This is a genomic window from uncultured Jannaschia sp. (genome assembly GCF_947503795.1).
GTDB lineage: Bacteria > Pseudomonadota > Alphaproteobacteria > Rhodobacterales > Rhodobacteraceae > Jannaschia.
In genome coordinates this window covers 694,803-711,394 of record NZ_CANNEZ010000001.1, presented here as the reverse complement: position 1 = coordinate 711,394, position 16,592 = coordinate 694,803, and the positions used below count along the sequence as shown (strand labels likewise).

General features: G+C 68.3%; 19 protein-coding genes. 5 read left to right on the top strand and 14 right to left on the bottom strand.

The annotated features are described in order from the left end of the window. Positions 1-47: 47 nt before the first annotated feature. Entirely contained in the window at positions 48-866 is an 819-nt protein-coding gene (locus Q0833_RS03770; protein WP_298430410.1) for a DUF6473 family protein, read from the bottom strand. Positions 867-1,030: 164 nt separating this feature from the next. On the opposite strand from Q0833_RS03770, the gene Q0833_RS03765 reads away from it, so the two are divergent. Beyond that, positions 1,031-1,909, top strand: a complete 879-nt coding sequence (locus Q0833_RS03765; protein ID WP_298430408.1) for a 3-hydroxybutyryl-CoA dehydrogenase — start codon at positions 1,031-1,033, stop codon at positions 1,907-1,909. 3 nt (positions 1,910-1,912) lie between these two features. Here the strand turns inward: Q0833_RS03765 and Q0833_RS03760 are convergent, their stop codons facing one another. From Q0833_RS03760 to Q0833_RS03730, 7 genes are all read right to left on the bottom strand, one after another. Beyond that, on the bottom strand, positions 1,913-2,773 hold the full coding sequence (locus tag Q0833_RS03760) for a lysophospholipid acyltransferase family protein (protein ID WP_298434961.1): 861 nt from the start codon (positions 2,771-2,773) through the stop codon (positions 1,913-1,915). 14 nt (positions 2,774-2,787) lie between these two features. Next, positions 2,788-3,057: an HPr family phosphocarrier protein gene (locus Q0833_RS03755; protein WP_298430406.1), complete on the bottom strand. Its 270-nt coding sequence runs from the start codon at positions 3,055-3,057 to the stop codon at positions 2,788-2,790. A gap of 22 nt (positions 3,058-3,079) precedes the next feature. Further along, positions 3,080-3,472 (bottom strand): PTS fructose transporter subunit IIA, encoded by a 393-nt coding sequence (locus Q0833_RS03750; RefSeq protein WP_298430404.1) that lies wholly within the window; start codon positions 3,470-3,472, stop codon positions 3,080-3,082. Next, positions 3,469-4,389, bottom strand: coding sequence for an RNase adapter RapZ (gene rapZ / locus Q0833_RS03745; RefSeq protein ID WP_298430402.1), 921 nt, complete (start codon positions 4,387-4,389; stop codon positions 3,469-3,471). The genes Q0833_RS03750 and rapZ overlap by 4 nt, the downstream gene beginning before the upstream one ends. An 88-nt stretch (positions 4,390-4,477) precedes the next feature. After that, positions 4,478-4,924, bottom strand: coding sequence for a serine kinase (locus Q0833_RS03740; protein WP_298430400.1), 447 nt, complete (start codon positions 4,922-4,924; stop codon positions 4,478-4,480). A gap of 18 nt (positions 4,925-4,942) precedes the next feature. Beyond that, a complete protein-coding gene (locus Q0833_RS03735; protein ID WP_298434958.1) occupies positions 4,943-6,658 on the bottom strand; it encodes a sensor histidine kinase in 1,716 nt (571 codons plus the stop codon). Between the two features lie 32 nt (positions 6,659-6,690). Further along, entirely contained in the window at positions 6,691-7,392 is a 702-nt protein-coding gene (locus Q0833_RS03730) for a response regulator transcription factor (protein ID WP_298430398.1), read from the bottom strand. A 308-nt stretch (positions 7,393-7,700) separates the two neighbouring features. Between Q0833_RS03730 and Q0833_RS03725 the strand changes: the two genes are divergently transcribed. Then, complete coding sequence (locus Q0833_RS03725; protein WP_298430396.1) at positions 7,701-9,296, top strand: phosphoenolpyruvate carboxykinase; 1,596 nt, start codon at positions 7,701-7,703, stop codon at positions 9,294-9,296. Further along, positions 9,281-9,799 carry a DUF3859 domain-containing protein gene (locus tag Q0833_RS03720; protein WP_298430393.1) on the top strand — a complete coding sequence of 173 codons (519 nt, stop codon included), beginning with the start codon at positions 9,281-9,283 and terminating at the stop codon, positions 9,797-9,799. Before Q0833_RS03725 ends, Q0833_RS03720 begins: the two co-directional genes overlap by 16 nt. Before the next feature lie 3 nt (positions 9,800-9,802). Here Q0833_RS03720 and Q0833_RS03715 read toward each other — a convergent pair whose 3' ends face one another. Further along, positions 9,803-10,561: a sulfite exporter TauE/SafE family protein gene (locus Q0833_RS03715; RefSeq protein ID WP_298430391.1), complete on the bottom strand. Its 759-nt coding sequence runs from the start codon at positions 10,559-10,561 to the stop codon at positions 9,803-9,805. 136 nt (positions 10,562-10,697) lie between these two features. Between Q0833_RS03715 and Q0833_RS03710 the strand changes: the two genes are divergently transcribed. Then, entirely contained in the window at positions 10,698-12,389 is a 1,692-nt protein-coding gene (locus Q0833_RS03710; protein WP_298430389.1) for an acyl-CoA dehydrogenase family protein, read from the top strand. A gap of 106 nt (positions 12,390-12,495) precedes the next feature. Then, positions 12,496-12,876: an META domain-containing protein gene (locus Q0833_RS03705; RefSeq protein ID WP_298430386.1), complete on the top strand. Its 381-nt coding sequence runs from the start codon at positions 12,496-12,498 to the stop codon at positions 12,874-12,876. Positions 12,877-12,881: 5 nt separating this feature from the next. Here the strand turns inward: Q0833_RS03705 and recO are convergent, their stop codons facing one another. The 5 genes from recO to lepB form a co-directional block, all read right to left on the bottom strand. Then, positions 12,882-13,601: a DNA repair protein RecO gene (recO, locus tag Q0833_RS03700; RefSeq protein ID WP_298430384.1), complete on the bottom strand. Its 720-nt coding sequence runs from the start codon at positions 13,599-13,601 to the stop codon at positions 12,882-12,884. Further along, on the bottom strand, positions 13,601-13,933 hold the full coding sequence (locus Q0833_RS03695; RefSeq protein ID WP_298430382.1) for a DUF1491 family protein: 333 nt from the start codon (positions 13,931-13,933) through the stop codon (positions 13,601-13,603). Before Q0833_RS03695 ends, recO begins: the two co-directional genes overlap by 1 nt. A gap of 112 nt (positions 13,934-14,045) precedes the next feature. Further along, entirely contained in the window at positions 14,046-14,966 is a 921-nt protein-coding gene (gene era, locus Q0833_RS03690; RefSeq protein WP_298430379.1) for a GTPase Era, read from the bottom strand. Between the two features lie 49 nt (positions 14,967-15,015). After that, a complete protein-coding gene (gene rnc / locus Q0833_RS03685) occupies positions 15,016-15,696 on the bottom strand; it encodes a ribonuclease III (RefSeq protein WP_298430377.1) in 681 nt (226 codons plus the stop codon). A gap of 67 nt (positions 15,697-15,763) precedes the next feature. Continuing rightward, a complete protein-coding gene (gene lepB, locus Q0833_RS03680) occupies positions 15,764-16,552 on the bottom strand; it encodes a signal peptidase I (RefSeq protein WP_298430375.1) in 789 nt (262 codons plus the stop codon). Positions 16,553-16,592 lie beyond the last annotated feature (40 nt).

The window sequence follows — 16,592 nt, the reverse complement described above, 5'->3', positions numbered from 1 at the left end:
GCGCGGCTCCGGTCACCGGGGCCGCGCGTTTTCATTCGCGCGTACCATCACGCGGCGATGCCGCTGCGCATGCCGACGGCGCGGGACAGGTGACGCGCGATCCGGGCATGGGCCTCGGGGCGCAGCATCATCTCGGCCCCTGCCCGCTCGCCATCTGGGAAGACCATCTCGTCGAGGCCCGCATCGGTCATGTCGTCGCCGACATCGCAGTGCACGAACTTGTCGATCTCGCCCTCGATGGCCTGCAACATGTCGATATCGACGAAAGGCGGCTCGGGTCCGAAGGTCGTCCGGCCGGAATTCTCGATCCAGAGCATGATCTTGCAGCCCGGGATGTGCGACAGGAAGAGCCGGGTGCGCGCCGTCCAGGCGGCCCGCAACTCCTGCACCACGAGGGAGAATGCCTCGGGTCGCGCGGCGCGCAGACCGGCCAGCATGTGTCGGGTGAAAGCGTAATCGCTGAAATCGACCTCGGGAAAGAGGCTGGCCAGCGCCATGGAATGCCGCAGGAACCGGTCGTTCCGCCGGGGATGCACGGTATAGAACCGGTTCGACAGGTTATGCGCGCCCATCACCTGCACGACTACCGTTTCGGCCCCGCGAATGATCTCCATCAGCGCGTCGTCCCTGAGGAACGCGTCGATGCCCGCGTTCAGGATGCCCAGGTTGATGATCCGACGGCCCGTTCGTTCGGCCAACTGCTCGGTGAACGGGTCCTCGACATATCTGCCGAAGGTCTCGGCCCCGCCCACGACGACGGTATAGGGCGGGCGAAGCGCGGCGCGGGGGCCACGGAACGTGATCCGGCACCGCCCATAGCGGCACGGATAGTAATCGAGCGCCGGCTCGCGCGCGTGAAAGCTCATAGCCCGGTCCCATCGGTCGATTCGGAGTGTCGATCCCAAGCGTCGCAGCCCGTCCTTACCGATTGGTTGAACCGCGTATTCGTGGCGAATTGTCAGGGTCGCCGGCTCGCTTGTGCCCCCTCGCGCCGCTGCTATTGTCGCCGCGAACGGCATCGGAGAGCGTCATGGAGATCGGCAGTATCGGCATCGTGGGTGCCGGCCAGATGGGCAACGGAATCGCCCATGTCTGCGCGCTCGCGGGCTACGACGTGGTGCTGACCGATGTCAGCCAGGACGCGCTCGACGCGGCCACCGCGCTGATCGCCGCCAACATGGACCGCCAGGTCTCGCGCGAGAAGATCGCGCAGGCCGAGCGGGACGCGGCAATGGGGCGCATCCGCGCGACGATGACGCTGGCGGACGCGGGCGGCACCGACCTCGTGATCGAGGCCGCGACCGAGCGCGAAACGGTCAAGCAGGCGATCTTCGAGGACCTGCTGCCGCATCTGAAGCCGAACACGATCCTGACCTCGAACACCTCGTCGATCTCGATCACGCGGCTCGCCAGCCGGACCGATCGGCCCGAGAAGTTCATGGGCTTCCACTTCATGAACCCGGTCCCGGTGATGCAGCTGGTCGAGCTGATCCGCGGCATCGCCACCGACGAGGAGACGTACCAGGCCTGTCGCGGCGTGGTCGACCGGCTGGAAAAGACGGCCGCCACGGCCGAGGATTTTCCGGCCTTCATCGTCAACCGCATCCTGATGCCGATGATCAACGAGGCGGTCTACACGCTCTATGAGGGGGTCGGTACCGTGACCTCGATCGACACGTCGCTCAAGCTCGGGGCGAACCATCCGATGGGACCGCTCGCGCTGGCGGATTTCATCGGGCTCGACACCTGCCTCGCGATCATGAACGTCCTGCATGACGGGCTGGCCGATACGAAATACCGCCCCTGCCCACTCTTGGTGAAATACGTCGAGGCCGGGTGGCTGGGCCGAAAGTCGCAGCGCGGTTTCTACGATTATCGCGGCGAGGGCGAGCCTGTTCCCACCCGCTGATCCTCAGCGCAAGGACAGCGTCCGCGCGCGCAGCCACGCCATGAATTCCGTCGCATTCCCCGAGCGGGATTGCCATTCTTCGGGGCCGATCGGCGTGCCGATGACCGGCATCTGCGGCCGGTTGAGCGCGTGCACCACCTCGTGCAGCAAGAGCCCCTGGCGCAACGTCGGCGAGACGAGATTGGCGATCTGGTAGGCGCGCGAGTTCCGACCCTCGAAATGCACCGGCAGGATCGTCGCGCCGGAACGTCGGATCATCTTGGCCGTGAAGGGATTCCAGTCGGCCTCAATCGCCGGGCCGAACCACGTCTCGGAGGCCGCGACGCCGCCCGATGGAAACAGCACGACCATGCCGCCGGCCTGCAGGTGCTCCATCGCCGCCTGCCGCATCGCGAGATTGCGCTCGCGCGCGTCCGGCTCGTGCTGGAACGGGACGGCGATCATGTGGTCGGCGATCTCGGGGACGCCGGTCAGCAGGCTGCGGGTCAGGATCTTGAAATCCGACCTGACGCGGCCGATCAGCTCGGCCAGCACCATACCGTCGACCAGCCCGTGCGGATGGTTCGCCACCAGGACGCAGGGCCCGCGCGGGGGGATGCGGGCGATCTGTTCGGGCGGTGTGTCGACGCGGATCCCCATCACCCGCAGCGCGTGGCTGAAGAAGGCCGGCCCCTCCTCGACGCCCTCGCGCTCGAACTTGCGGATCAGATAGAGCAGCCGCGCCTTGCCCGTCAGCCATTCCAGCACTCGAATCGCGGCGGCGCGGCGCGGATCGGTGAAGGTCGCCGCATAGCTCAGCTTGCCGCGATCATAGGGCTTGTAGTCGGGATCGGCGGTATTGGTGGTGGCGGGTGCGCGTCGCAGGAAGGCCGCGTCGCTCACATCCCCTCTCCGAACCGGTCGGCCACCAGTTCCGCAAGCGCATCCATCAGGGGGACGGCATCGGCGCCACCGGTCTCGACCTCGATCGAGGTGCCGCGCGCGGCGGCCAGCATCAAAAGGCCCATGATGCTGTCGCCCGCGGCCTCCAGCCCGTCACGACGTACGGTCGCGCGGGCATCGAACCGCTCGACGGTTTCGACGAACTTTGCGGAGGCGCGCGCGTGCAGGCCCTTCTCGTTCACGATATCCAGGTTCCGCGTCGGCATCCGTTCTCCCCGTGCCCCGATCTCAGGCGACAGGGCCTTGGGCGACGTCCATGTAGCGCGTTCCGGCGGCCTTGGCCAACGCCACGGCCTCGGCCAGCGGACGGGCCCGGCTGCGGGCCAGCTTGATCAGCGCGGGCAGGTTCGCCCCGTAGAAGATGACGCGGTCCGCGGGGGCGCAGGCATTCATCGACAGGTTCGAGGGCGAGCCGCCGAAGATGTCGGTCACCACCACCACGCCATCGCCCACATCGACCGCGTCGGCGGCGTCGCAGATCTCGGCTTCCTTGCTGGCGCGGTCGCAGGTCGCGCCGACCGCGATGGAGCGCACGCCGTCTTGCGGGCCGATCACATGCTCGACCGCGCGGCGATACTCCTCGGCGAGACCCCCATGGGCCACGATGACGATGCCGATCATGCGGCGGTTCCCCCAAGGGCCGCGTTGCGCGACCCCGTGCCGATGGCCGCCGCTGCCCGGCGATCCAATTCCCGATGGCGTTTAGACACCTGCCATCCATCCGCCGCAAGGGCGTCGGCCAGCATTTCCGTAACGGCGACCGAACGATGCTGGCCCCCGGTGCACCCGAATCCGATCGACAGATGGGCCCGGCCCTCGTCGCGGTAGCGCGGCAGAAGGAACTCCACCAGGTCGCGAACACGACGATCGAACCCGTCGAAATGCGGGTCGGCGGTGACATGGGCGCGCACGTCCGCGTCGCGGCCGGTGCCATCGCGCAGACCCGGCACCCAGTGCGGATTGGCGAGAAAGCGGACGTCGAAGGCGAGGTCGAGGCCCCGCGGCAGCCCGCGCTTGTAGCTGAAGGACTGGATCGAGACCGAGAGCGTCCCGGTATCGCCATCGAACCGGCGGGTCATCTCGGCCCGCAGATCGTGGACGTTCATCCCGGCGGTGTCGATCACGAGATCCGCGCTTTCGGCGAGGGCGGCCAGCAGCTCCAGTTCGCGGGCGACACCCAGTTCCGCATCCTCGCGCGGCGAGAGGGGGTGGCGGCGGCGGGTCTCGGAGTAGCGGGCGACGAGGGTCTCGCGGTCGCTCTGAAGGTAGACGAGCTGGACGTGGAACCGCGGATCGGCGCGCAGGTCGGTCGCGAGCGCCTCGACCGCGCCCAGCGAGAAGCCCGCGTTGCGCACCCCGAGCCCGAGCGCCAGCGGTGCCGCGCGGTCCGGCCCCGCGAGCATCCGCATCATGTCGAGCGGGAGGTTGTCGACCACCTCGAAGCCCGCATCCTCGAGCACGTTGAGCGCCGTCGTACGCCCGGCGCCGGAGGGACCGGTGACGAGAACGATGTCGATGGGGCGGTCGGCGCGGGTCATGGCAACCTTCGAAGGACGATCGGCCCGGAATCTAGGAGGTGCCGTGGGCGAATGTAAGGCAGGCCGACAGGATGTCGCGCGGGCGTGATCAGCTGAGCCATAGATGCATCTTCGCGGCGAGGTCCGGCTGGGCCGGATGCCGAAGGAGCGGGATCTCGACCCCGTGGACCGGCCAGGTGTCGGGTTCGGGCAATCGGGCGCGCGAGGGCGCGAGGAGGAGTGCGGCAGCGAACGGTGCCTCGCGGGAGGTCGGCGGCGAGACGAGGCCGAGCCCGCGCAGCTCCAGCCGGACAGGCGCGCGGGCGGGCGCGCGCAGGATCGGGGCGCCGCCGCCGGGCAGGATCAGCGTCAAATCGTCTGCGATCAGCGTGGCCCCGAGCGCGATGAGGCCCGCGGCGAGCCCGGACTTCCCGGCCCCGGCGGGCCCGAGGATCAGAAGGCCGCGGGCCCCGATCCGCACGGCGCTGCCATGCACCGAGAGCGCGCCGTCCGGGGCGGGCGACAGGCGGGGGAGTTCGGCGGGCGGGGACGACATGCGCGGCCCCCGGCGCGATCAGACCGGCAGGCCGACCACGAAGCGGGCGCCCAGCGGCTCGGAGGTCAGGTCCATGTCGGTCGGGCGGATGTTCTCGGCCCAGATGACGCCGCCATGGGCTTCCACGATCTGCTTGGAGATGGCGAGGCCGAGGCCGGAATGGTTGCCGAACTGCTTGACGGGACGCTCGGAGTAGAAGCGGTTGAAGACCTTCGTCAGTGCCGCCTCGGGGATGCCGGGGCCGGTATCCTCGACCACGACGAGGACGCGGTTGTCGCGGCGACGCATCCAGACGCGAACGGCATCGCCCTCCTCGCAGAACGAGAGCGCGTTTGTGACGAGGTTGACGAAAACCTGCGCCAGCCGGGCCTCGAGGCCCATGATGACGATCGGCTCCTTCGGGAGGTCGGTGATGAAGTCGATGCCCTCGGCCTCGGCCTCCTGCCCGTGATAAACGGTCAGGTTGGTGATCATCTTGACGAGGTCGAAGGGCTCTTCCTCCTCCTTGACGAGCTCGCTGTCGAGGCGGGAGGCGTTGGAGATGTCTGAGACGAGCCGGTCGAGGCGGCGCACGTCGTGTTCGATCACCTCGAGCAGGCGCGTGCGCTGATCGTCGGTCTTGGCCAGCCGCATGGTGCCGACGGCGGAGCGTAGGCTGGCCAGCGGGTTCTTGATCTCGTGGGCGACGTCGGCGGCGAATTGTTCGTTCGAGTCGATCCGGTCGTAAAGTGCGGCGACCATGCCGCGCAGCGCGCCCGACAGGCGCCCGATCTCGTCGGGGCGTGCGGTGAGGTCGGGGATGCGGACCCGCTGGGGCGACATCTTGCGGGCATGACGGTCGCGACCCAGTTCGGCGGCGGCCGACAGGTCCGAAAGCGGGTTGGCGATGGTCGAGGCCAGCACGAGGCTGAGGACGATCGACACCAGAAGCGCGATCACGAACATCTGGAGAAGCTGCTCGCGCTCGACCCGGACAAGGGCGTCGATCTCACCCGCGCGGGTGGTCACGGCGATCGTGCCCATGGCCGCGGAGGCCGAAGCGATGGGCGTGGCCACCGTATAGAGCTGCCCCGCCTCGCCGGCATAGCCGCGGATCGCGGTCTGCCCGGCCCCGAGTTCGGAGACCATGGCGCGCGCGACGTCGACCGGGCTGGGCGGGTCGCCCCCGGTGCGGCTGAAGACAGCCGACAGCGCCTCCCAGACGGCGTTGAGCGCGTTGGTGATGATGGTGGTCTTCTCGGCGGGGGCATTGAGGCCCGCGACGGCCTCAGCCGGTGTGCTTCCGATGGCTTGCGCGATCAGGGCGCCCGACTGGTCGAAGACATGGACCTCGACCCCGCGCGGCAGTTCGATCGCGCCGAGCAACGCAGGCACGTCAACCCCGTCGCCGGCGGCGAAGTTGACCGGTGCGCCCGCGGGAAGAGACGCTTCGAGCACGTCGGCGATGAGCCGCGCCTCGGTCACCAGTCCCTGCTCGCGCTGGACCACCAGACTGTCGCGGGACGGGTTCAGGAGGAGGACCCCCGCAACCAGCATCAGGATCGCGAGGAGGTTGAAGAGGATGATCTTGCGCGCCAGCGGCGAGCGGTCGAGCGAGAAGAGACCCCGCCGCTCGCGCGCTTCGGACAGTTCGGCTTCGACCGTGCCCTCGGGACGTTCCCAGTCCTCGCCGAGCACGACCTCGCTGTCGCCGCGACGCTTCGTGCGACGGGTCGGCGTGGGCGCCATGTCCATATCGGTCACCGAGGCCACGCGCGCGCCCCGCCCTATTCTTCGTTGTAGCGGTAGCCGATACCGTAGAGCGTCTCGATCGCCGAGAACTCCGCGTCCGCCGTACGCATCTTCTTGCGGAGGCGCTTGATGTGGCTGTCGATGGTGCGGTCGTCGACATAGACCTGGTCATCGTAGGCGACGTCCATCAGCTGGTCGCGCGACTTGACGAAGCCGGGCCGCTGGGCGAGCGCCTGCAGCAGCAGGAACTCGGTCACGGTCAGGGTGACGTCGTTGCCCTTCCACTTCACCGCGTGACGCAGCGGATCCATCGTCAGCTCGCCGCGCTGCATGACCTGCGTATCTTCGGGCGTGTCCGTCTCGTCGGAGGCGATCGCCTCCTGGCGGCGCAGGATCGCGCGGATCCGCTCGACCAACAGGCGCTGGGAGAAGGGCTTGCGGACGTAGTCGTCGGCCCCCATGCGCAGGCCGAGTACCTCGTCGATCTCGTCATCCTTGGAGGTCAGGAAGATCACCGGCACGCTGGATTTCTGGCGCAACCGCTGCAGCAGGTCCATGCCGTCCATGCGGGGCATCTTGATGTCGAAGACGCCCAGATCGGGCAATTCCTTCGAGAAGGCGTCAAGCGCCGACTGGCCATCATTGTAGGTTTCGACCTCGAAGCCTTCGGCCTCCAGAGTCATGGAAACGGACGTCAGGATATTCCTGTCGTCGTCGACGAGCGCGATCCGCGACATGCCAATATCCTCATTTTGCCTGTTATACTGCCGTGTTTTTTTCCAACTCTCCCCATAGGGCCGACAGAATCAAGGGTTTTCGCGAATCACCCGATTCGCAGGCACGACTGTGGCCCTCGTGCAATTAAGGCAGCGTTAAACCGCCGAGCGCCGGCGCGGCATGTTTACGCTATCGGATGAGATGGTTGCGCTAACGACCACTGCCCCCCTCGGGCCGTCGATGCTAGGGGATGGCCGAGGAACCCGTCCCCGACCGGTTGCGTTCATGCCGCGCGGTCATCCGACACGGGTTCGGGAGGAGCAGGACCATGACCCAGCGCGTCAATCCCGAGCATACGCTTGAGGCCCACGGCATCACGGGGCTCGGGCGCGTCTATTACAACCTGCTGGAGCCCGCGATCATTCAGGAGGCCCTCGCCCGCGACGAGGGCACGCTGGGCCAGGGCGGCTCGTTCCTTGTGACGACGGGCACGTTCACCGGTCGCTCGCCCAAGGATAAACATATCGTCCGGACGCCCGGCACGGCCGACACGATCTGGTGGGATTGCAACGCCGAGATGTCGGAGGACGGGTTTGCCGCGCTGCGGGCCGACATGCTGGCGCATATGAAGGGGCGCGATTACTTCGTGCAGGACCTCTATGCCGGGGCTGACCCGGCGCATCGGCTGGACGTGCGCGTGGTCACTGAACTGGCGTGGCACAATCTCTTCATCCGCCATCTTCTGCGTCGCCCCGATGCTTCGGAGCTTGCCGGGTTCGTGCCGGACTACACCGTCATCAACTGCCCGTCCTTCAAGGCCGACCCCGCCCGCCACGGCTGCCGGAGCGAGGTCGTCATCGCGATGAACCTCGACGCCAAGGAAATCCTGATCGCGGGCACGGAATACGCGGGCGAGAACAAGAAGTCGGTCTTCACGCTCCTGAACTACATCCTGCCCGAGAAGGGCGTCATGCCGATGCATTGCTCGGCCAACCACGCGACGGGCGACCCCGACAACTCCGCGGTGTTCTTCGGTCTGTCCGGCACGGGCAAGACGACGCTCTCGGCCGCGCCGGACCGGACGCTGATCGGCGATGACGAGCATGGCTGGTCGGAGACCGGCATCTTCAACTTCGAGGGCGGGTGCTACGCCAAGACGATCAATCTCAGCCGCGCGGCCGAGCCGGAGATCTACGACACGACGACCCGCTTCGGCACGGTGATCGAGAACATGGTCTTCGACCCCGACACGTTCGCGCTGGATTTCGAGGACGACAGCCTGACGGCCAACATGCGCTGCGCCTACCCACTGGACTACATCTCCAACGCCTCCGACACGGCACTGGGGGGCCATCCGCGCAATGTCGTCATGCTGACCTGCGACGCGTTCGGCGTGCTGCCCCCGATCGCGCGCCTGACGCCGGCGCAGGCGATGTATCACTTCCTGTCGGGCTTCACGTCCAAGGTCGCGGGCACCGAACGCGGCGTGACGGAGCCCGAGCCCACCTTCTCGACCTGCTTCGGCGCGCCCTTCATGCCACGCCGGCCCGAGGTCTACGGCAAGCTCCTGCAGGCCAAGATCGCGTCCCATGGCTCCGATTGCTGGCTTGTGAACACCGGCTGGACGGGCGGCGCCTATGGCACAGGCAACCGGATGCCGATCAAGGCGACCCGCGCGCTTCTGACGGCGGCGCTGGACGGCACGCTGGCGCAGGGCGAGTTTCGCCGCGATCCGAATTTCGGCTTCGAGGTTCCGGTCGCCTGTCCCGGCGTCGACGCGGCCCTGCTGGACCCGCGCGGAACCTGGGCTGATGCGGACGCCTACGACATGCAGGCCGGCAAGCTGGTCGAGATGTTCGCCGAGAATTTCGGCCAGTATGTCGCCCATATCGATGACGACGTCGCGGCATGCGCCATCGGGTGATCGCAGCTGCCGCCGCGCTGGCCCTTTCGGGCTCGGCCGCGGCGGCACAGGTCCGCCTCGTCGAGGCGGGGATCGTCTGCCCCCGCATCACCACCGGCGAGTTGATCGAAGCGCCGGGCACCGAGGCGGGCGTCATCCGACAGATCGAGTACGGCACCGCTTTCGACCTGAACGCGCGGCGCGTGCCGACGATGGACGATTTGAGCTTCGGGTTCCGCACGGCGTTGAAGGACGGCGCGTTGACACAGGTGGTCACCGTTGTCGTGACGCATCCGCCGATGGGGCCGCGCGGGGTCGAGCGCGAGGAGTGGACCGACACGATCGTCGCGGGGACGACGAACCTCAACCTCTTCACCTTCGAGCATGACTACGAGAAGGTCACCGGCCCCTGGACCTTCGCGATCGAGATCGATGGCGTGCCGGTCGTATCGGTGCCGTTCGAGGTGACCGACGAGGGCGCGCGCGGTCCGGTCGAACAGGTCTGCTTCCAGTTCATGTCCTGACGGTCAGAACCCGAACCCCTTGCGGATCAGATTCAGCCCCGCGACCACCAGCACCACGAGCGTCACCTTGCGAAAGCGCGCCTGATCCATCCGGTCCGAGATCCGGAAGCCCAGCGCCATGCCGATCACGGCCGGGACCAGCATCGCCACCGAGAACCAGATCGTCCGGCTGTTGAGCACGCCCGAGGCCAGGTGCGCCGCCAGAAGCGCGATGGACCCGATGCCGTAGATGACGCCCTGCACAACCATCTGGCGGGCCTTCGGCGTCTCTATCGCCATGAGGTAGAGCACGGTCGTGGGCCCCCATGTCCCCACGAGGCCCCCCAGTGTCCCCGAGATCAGCCCGACGCCCCACTCCGCCGCCACGCGCCGCGCGGGCGGGATCGTCAGGACCCATCCGGCCAGTTGCACGATCGAGAGGATCACCACCGGAATGCCGAGCACGAAGTAGAAGACCTGTCGGGGGATCAGGGTCACCGCCTGCCCCGCGATCAGGATCGCCAGCACCACCATCAGCACATAGCGCCAATGGTGCCGCGTCGCCTCGAGAGCGGGCGCGAGACCCGCGCGCAGCACCTGCATTCCGTTCGTCAGGAGGACCGGCAGGATCAGCCCGGCCAGCGCCAGCCGCGGATCGAGGAAGGTCGAGAGGCCCGATACCATCACGAGCGGCAGGGCGAACCCGATCGAGCCCTTGATGAGCCCCGCCCCGAAGGCGATCGCCACGGCGATGGTCCAGAGGAAGGGCGTGAGGGCGTCCATGCCTTTCCTCTACGCCGCCGCACGCGCCGTCGCCAGCGCCGACAGCTAGACATATTATTCCTTGATGGCGTTCCGCGCTGGAATTAAGTTACGCTGCAACTGCAAACAAAAGATTCCCTGCGCGGCGGAGATCCCCATGCCCCATGATGGCCAGACCATGCCCCTTGATGCCGCCGACCCCGTGCTGCTGCCCGACCTGCTCGCCCTGACATCCGAGGGTGCCGCGGCGGTCGAGGCGCTGGTGGCGTTGGCCCGGATCGCGGTCGCGGAGCGGGTCACGGTCGATGGCCGGATCGACCCCGCGCGGCTCGAGGCCGAACAGGCCGCGACCCACGGATTTGCGTGGCTCGCGACCTATGGGCAGGCGTTGCGGCAGATGCAGCAGTGGGCCGACCGGCTGGATGCGGCGGGGACGCTGGATGAGATGGAGCGGCTGCTTCTGCAGATCGCGTTCGGCGAGTACCTCGCGCAGATCCGGGGTGGCTTGCCTATGAGTCAGGGCGAAATCGTCCGGCTGGGCGACCTGGGCCTCGGCGCCGAGGCGCGCGACGGCTGGGTCACACCGGCCGTCGAAACGCTCTGCACCGCAGCGAACAGCCCCGCCGCGCGCGCCCGTCTCGTGGCCCTCATGCGCGACGGGACGGCGAACGCGACCTTCGGGGCGACCGGCCTCGACGACGAGCTGGAGATGATCCGCGACCAGTTCCGCCGCTGGTCGCAGGACCGGGTCGCCCCCCATGCCCATGACTGGCACCTCAGGGACGAGCTGATCCCGATGGAGGTCATCGAGGAGATGGCCGAGATGGGCGTGTTCGGACTGACCATCCCCGAGGAGTTCGGCGGGCTGGGCCTGCCGAAGGCCGCGATGTGCGTCGTCTCGGAGGAGCTGTCGCGCGGCTATATCGGCGTGGGCTCCCTTGGGACCCGCTCCGAGATCGCGGCCGAACTGGTGCTGGCGGGCGGCACGGACGCGCAGAAGGCGCATTGGTTGCCGAAGCTGGCCTCGGGCGAGACGCTGCCCACGGCCGTCTTCACCGAGCCGAATACCGGCTCCGACCTCGGCAGCCTGCGCACCAAGGCGGTGCGCGACGGGGACGACTGGGTGCTGAACGGCAACAAGACCTGGATCACCCACGCCGCGCGAACCCACGTGATGACGGTGCTGGCGCGCACCGTTCCGGGCACCGACGACTACCGCGGCCTGTCGATGTTCCTCGCCGAGAAGACGCCGGGCACCGACGACGCCCCGTGGCAGGATCCGGGCATTTCGGGTGGCGAGATCGAGGTGCTCGGCTATCGCGGAATGAAGGAATACACGGTCAATTTCGACGATTTCCGCGTCGATGGCGCCAACCTGCTGGGCGAGGCCGAGGGGAACGGCTTCAAGCAGCTTATGCAGACCTTCGAGAGCGCGCGCATCCAGACGGCTGCGCGGGCCATCGGCGTGGCGCAGGCGGCGCTGGACGCCGCACTCGCCTACGCCGAGACGCGCAACCAGTTCGGCAAGCCGCTGATCGCCTTCCCGCGCGTATCCGACAAGCTGGCGATGATGGCGGTGGAGATCATGGTGACGCGGCAGCTCACCTATTATTCGGCCGCCGAGAAGGATGCCGACCGGCGCTGCGACATCGAGGCCGGGATGGCGAAGCTTCTGGGCGCGCGGACGGCCTGGGCGGCAGCCGATAATGGCCTGCAGATCCACGGCGGCAACGGGTTCGCGCTGGAATATCCGATCAGCCGCCTTCTCTGCGACGCCCGCATCCTGAATATCTTCGAGGGCGCCGCGGAGATCCAGGCGCAGGTCATCGCCCGCCGATTGCTGGCCTAGGAACTTCGGCGGGCGCCCGGTGGATGCCCGCCTCCGCGCCCTGCCCTGACGCAGCCGTGATTGGCCCGTCATGGGCGTGCGCGTGCCGTTCCGCTAGATAACGCCCATGCTGTGCTTTCTTGCCTTCGGTGTTCCGATCGGGCTTTGCCCGGACGAGACGATCTCGGGCTATGCCGACCGGTCCGCGACCTATGTGCTGGTCGAGATGGGTGGCGTCGATCCGTCGGCCCGCGCCACGCTGCGCTTTCCCGAAGAGGGCGTCGTGACCGGCGACGGGCCGTGCAACGGCTTTCGCGCGTCCCAGGGGATCGCCTATCCGTGGATCGAGATCGGCGAGATCGCGGCGACGCGGCGCGCCTGTGCCGACCTCGAGATCGAGGCGGCCTATTTCGCCATGCTCCGGGCGGCCACGCTGGTCGAGGTGGCGGGCGACGTGCTGCTTCTCTCGGGGGAGGACGGGCTCTTGGCGGCGTTCGAGGCGGAGTAGCGCGGTCAGGCGCGGGTCAGCGCGTCGAGAAAGCGGGCACGCGCCGGCGGCAGGGGCTTCTCGCCCAGCGACGGTGCCAGCCGCTGCGCGAGGAAATGCCCCGTGACGTCCAGCGCCGCGCGCACGCCGTCGAGGCTCGCCATGCCACCGATCATCATCTCGGGCAGCGGCAACAGGCGGTCGGCCCATTCGCCCGCCCCTGCCCGGCTGACTGCCCGGCCCGACCTGGGGCTGACATAGGCGAGATCGTTCGCTCCGCCGCCGGCCGCACAGGCCGACAGATCGAGGCGGAAGCCCGAGATGTCGAGCAGCGCCATTTCCCAGAAGACGTAATCGCGCAGCCATCCTTCGCCGTCCGCGATCGCGTCGCAGAGCGCTTCGGTGCGGGCCTGAAAGTCGGGCAACGCCTCGCGTTCGGGCAGCACGAAGGCGCAGAGCGCGCAGGCCGATGTCAGGGCGGACAGGCGCAGCGGATCGGTCAGGATCGCGGCCGCGCGGGCGCGGGTCGGCTCAACCGTCCAGGTGCCAATATGGGTGTCGAGCCGGGCGCGCCAGACGGCGTCGAGCTGGTTGCCCGGTTGCAGCATCGGCGCCTTCCGCCGCGACACGCCGCCATGCACGACGCCCAGATGGCGGCCGTGGGCGCGGGTGAACAGCTCGAGGATCACCGCCGTCTCGCCATGGGGGCGCGCGGCGAGGACGATGCCTTCGTCGCGCCATTCCATCAGCCCATGCCCTCGGCATCGAGCATGTGCCGCCCGGCCCGGTCCTCGACCTCCAGCACCCAGAGGTCGGGGTCGAAGCCGACCTGGCGCGCGCAGGCGGCGTCGCATTCGGCCTCGGCCCCCTCGGCGAGGACGATCCACGCGCGGTTCCCCGTCATCAGGTCGAAGCTGCGCTGATGGACCGAGGCCCGCCCGTCCAGCGTGTTGAGCTTGACGAGCACCGAGCCCGAACTGTCGTCGCCATGCCGCGTGACAAAGCAGGGGATGCCGTGCAGGTCCAGCCGCTTGCGATAGGCGGCGACCCAAAAGGCGGCGGTGAGGCGCGGGGTCACGGACGGCGCGCGGCGGCGCGGCGGGGGGCCAGCCCCCCGCGCCCCCCGGCATATTTGACGAACATCGATGGCACCCCCTCGGGAGCCGGCCCACCGGATATGCGACGCGCCGTCACGCGGTGCCGCCATCCTTGAAGTCGAGACCCATCGCGTCGAAGCGCTCGGCCTCGTCGAGCCAGTTGGGCCGGACCTTGACCTGCAGAAAGAGGTGGACGCGGTGGCCGAGGAATTCCTCCAGCTCGAGCCGGGACGCCTTGCCGACGGCCTTGGTCGTCTCGCCCTTGTTGCCCAGCACGATGCCCTTGTGCCCGTCGCGCACGACATAGATCACCTGGTCGATCCGGGTGGAGCCGTCTGGCCGATCCTCCCAGCCCTCGGTCTCGACGGTGAGCTGGTAGGGCAGCTCTTGGTGGAGGCGGAGGGTCAGCTTCTCGCGCGTGATCTCGGCCGCGATAGAGCGCAGCGGCGCATCGGCGATCTGGTCTTCGGGGTAGAACCACGGCCCCTCGGGGACGAGCTCGGCGAGGTCGGCGCGGAGGTCCGCGACCCCGTGCCCTTTTTCGGCGGAGATGAGGAAGGTGCCCGCGAAGGGATAGCGGTCGTTCATCTTCTGGGTCAGCGCCAGCAGCACCTCGGCCTGGACCCGGTCGATCTTGTTGACCGCCAGGAGGACCGGCGCGTCGGGCGCGCGCGCCTCGAGGCCCGCAAGGATGGCCTCGACGCCTTCGGTCAGGCCGCGATGCGCCTCGATCAGGAGGACGACAACATCGGCATCGGCCGCACCCGACCACGCGGCGGCCACCATCGCCCGGTCGAGACGGCGGCGCGGCCGGAAGAGGCCGGGCGTGTCGACGAAGACGAGCTGGGCCGCGCCCTCCATCGCGACTCCGCGGATACGCGCGCGGGTCGTCTGGACCTTGTGGGTCACGATGGAGACCTTCGCCCCCACCATCCGGTTGAGAAGCGTGGACTTGCCGGCATTCGGCTCGCCGATGAGGGCGATGAAGCCCGCGCGTTTGGTCTGATCTGTCATGGGGGCCATGTAGGCCGCCTGCGCGCCGAATGGAACGGGGACCGCGCCTTCAGTCCTTCAGCGTCGCGAGCAGGTGGCGCGCGGCGTCCTGTTCGGCCGCGCGCTTGGCCGTGGCCTCGCCCTCGGCGGCCTGACCGTCTTCCAGCACGGCACGGATGCGGAAGACCGGGGCGTGATCGGGCCCGGTGCGATCCACGACCTCGTAATCGGGCGGGGCCATGCCGCGCGCCTGCGCCCATTCCTGCAGCGTGGTCTTCGGGTCGCGGGCGTCATCCTCGACGGTGGCCACGCGGTCGCCCCAGAGGCGCAGGATCACCTCGCGCGCCGCGGCCAGTCCGCCGTCGAGATAGATCGCGGCGATCAGCGCTTCCATCCCGTCGCCCAGAAGCGCCAGCTTGCGCCGCCCGCCAGTGACTTGTTCGGACTTGCCCAGCTTGAGGACCGCACCCAGATCGATGGTGCGCGCCATCTCGGCGCAGGTTTCCTTGCGGACAAGCGCGTTGAAGCGCGGCGCAAGCTGGCCCTCGGCCGCGGTGTCGTCCTGGGCCATCACCGCCTCGGCCATCACGAGCCCGAGCACCCGATCCCCGAGGAATTCCAGCCGCTGGTTGTCGGGTCGCGTCTCGGAGCCGAAGGAGGCATGGGTCATCGCACGGATGAGGAGTTCGCGGTCGGTGAACGCGTATCCGAGCCGGTCCTGAAACGCGGCGAGATCGCGCGACAGCTTCACGGCGCGACCGTCCTGCCGAGGTCCGGCAGCCCCACAGAGCGCGCGGCGACCGAGGCCACCACGGCGGTCACACGATCTTCTCGAAGAAGCGGTCCATCCGCCACGTCCAGAAGAACAGCATCCGCGAGCCCGCCGATGAGAAGATCACCCGATCCGCGCGACCGATCAGGTTCTCGTAGGGGACGAAGCCGACGCCGCCGACCGAGCGGGGCACACGGCTGTCCCGCGAGTTGTCGCGGTTGTCACCCATGAAGAAATACTGCCCCTCGGGGACGGTGAAGACGGGCGTGGTGTCGGTCTGGCTGGTGCCGATATCGAGGATCGGATGCGCCTCGTCGGCGCCGGGCAGGCTCTCGAGGGCGCGCGCCTTGATGCAGTCGCCACCCAGGCCCACCGGCTCGTTGGCGCAGCGCGGCGTCAGGCGCTGCGGCCCTTGCGGGGCCTTGATCTCGATGAAGGGCTCGACCGGCGCGGTCGGAACCGGCGCGCCGTTCAGCCAGAGCGCGCCGTCGCGCATCTGGACGGTGTCGCCGGGCAGGCCGATCAGCCGCTTGATGAAATCGGTGCCGTTGACCGGATGGCGGAAGACGATGACGTCGCCACGCTGCGGCTCGGAGCCAAGAATGCGTCCCGAGATCGGGCACATCGAGAACGGGCAGGAATGGCGCGAATAGCCGTAGGCCATCTTGTTGACGAAGAGGAAGTCGCCGATCAGCAACGTATCCTTCATCGAGCCCGATGGAATCCAGAACGGCTGGAAGAAGAGCGTACGGAAGACCCCCGCGATCACCAGCGCCCAGAGCACGGTCTTGACCGTCTCGAGGATGCCTTCCTTCTTCTCTGCCTTGGCTGCCATCGCGCGTTCCTCCGAATGGCTTCGGGGGTGCCTTCGGGGC

Coding starts and splice junctions, on each gene's coding strand:
- Q0833_RS03715 (WP_298430391.1), bottom strand. CDS start 10,561: ATGGACGCCCTCACGCCCTTCCTCTGGACCATCGCCGTGGCGATCGCC.
- Q0833_RS03725 (WP_298430396.1), top strand. CDS start 7,701: ATGACCCAGCGCGTCAATCCCGAGCATACGCTTGAGGCCCACGGCATC.
- lepB (WP_298430375.1), bottom strand. CDS start 16,552: ATGGCAGCCAAGGCAGAGAAGAAGGAAGGCATCCTCGAGACGGTCAAG.
- Q0833_RS03755 (WP_298430406.1), bottom strand. CDS start 3,057: ATGCCGACGCGGAACCTGGATATCGTGAACGAGAAGGGCCTGCACGCG.
- rapZ (WP_298430402.1), bottom strand. CDS start 4,389: ATGACCCGCGCCGACCGCCCCATCGACATCGTTCTCGTCACCGGTCCC.
- Q0833_RS03765 (WP_298430408.1), top strand. CDS start 1,031: ATGGAGATCGGCAGTATCGGCATCGTGGGTGCCGGCCAGATGGGCAAC.
- era (WP_298430379.1), bottom strand. CDS start 14,966: ATGACAGATCAGACCAAACGCGCGGGCTTCATCGCCCTCATCGGCGAG.
- Q0833_RS03720 (WP_298430393.1), top strand. CDS start 9,281: ATGCGCCATCGGGTGATCGCAGCTGCCGCCGCGCTGGCCCTTTCGGGC.
- Q0833_RS03705 (WP_298430386.1), top strand. CDS start 12,496: ATGCTGTGCTTTCTTGCCTTCGGTGTTCCGATCGGGCTTTGCCCGGAC.
- Q0833_RS03740 (WP_298430400.1), bottom strand. CDS start 4,924: ATGTCGTCCCCGCCCGCCGAACTCCCCCGCCTGTCGCCCGCCCCGGAC.
- recO (WP_298430384.1), bottom strand. CDS start 13,601: ATGGAATGGCGCGACGAAGGCATCGTCCTCGCCGCGCGCCCCCATGGC.
- Q0833_RS03730 (WP_298430398.1), bottom strand. CDS start 7,392: ATGTCGCGGATCGCGCTCGTCGACGACGACAGGAATATCCTGACGTCC.
- Q0833_RS03770 (WP_298430410.1), bottom strand. CDS start 866: ATGAGCTTTCACGCGCGCGAGCCGGCGCTCGATTACTATCCGTGCCGC.
- Q0833_RS03710 (WP_298430389.1), top strand. CDS start 10,698: ATGCCCCATGATGGCCAGACCATGCCCCTTGATGCCGCCGACCCCGTG.
- Q0833_RS03750 (WP_298430404.1), bottom strand. CDS start 3,472: ATGATCGGCATCGTCATCGTGGCCCATGGGGGTCTCGCCGAGGAGTAT.
- Q0833_RS03735 (WP_298434958.1), bottom strand. CDS start 6,658: ATGGACATGGCGCCCACGCCGACCCGTCGCACGAAGCGTCGCGGCGAC.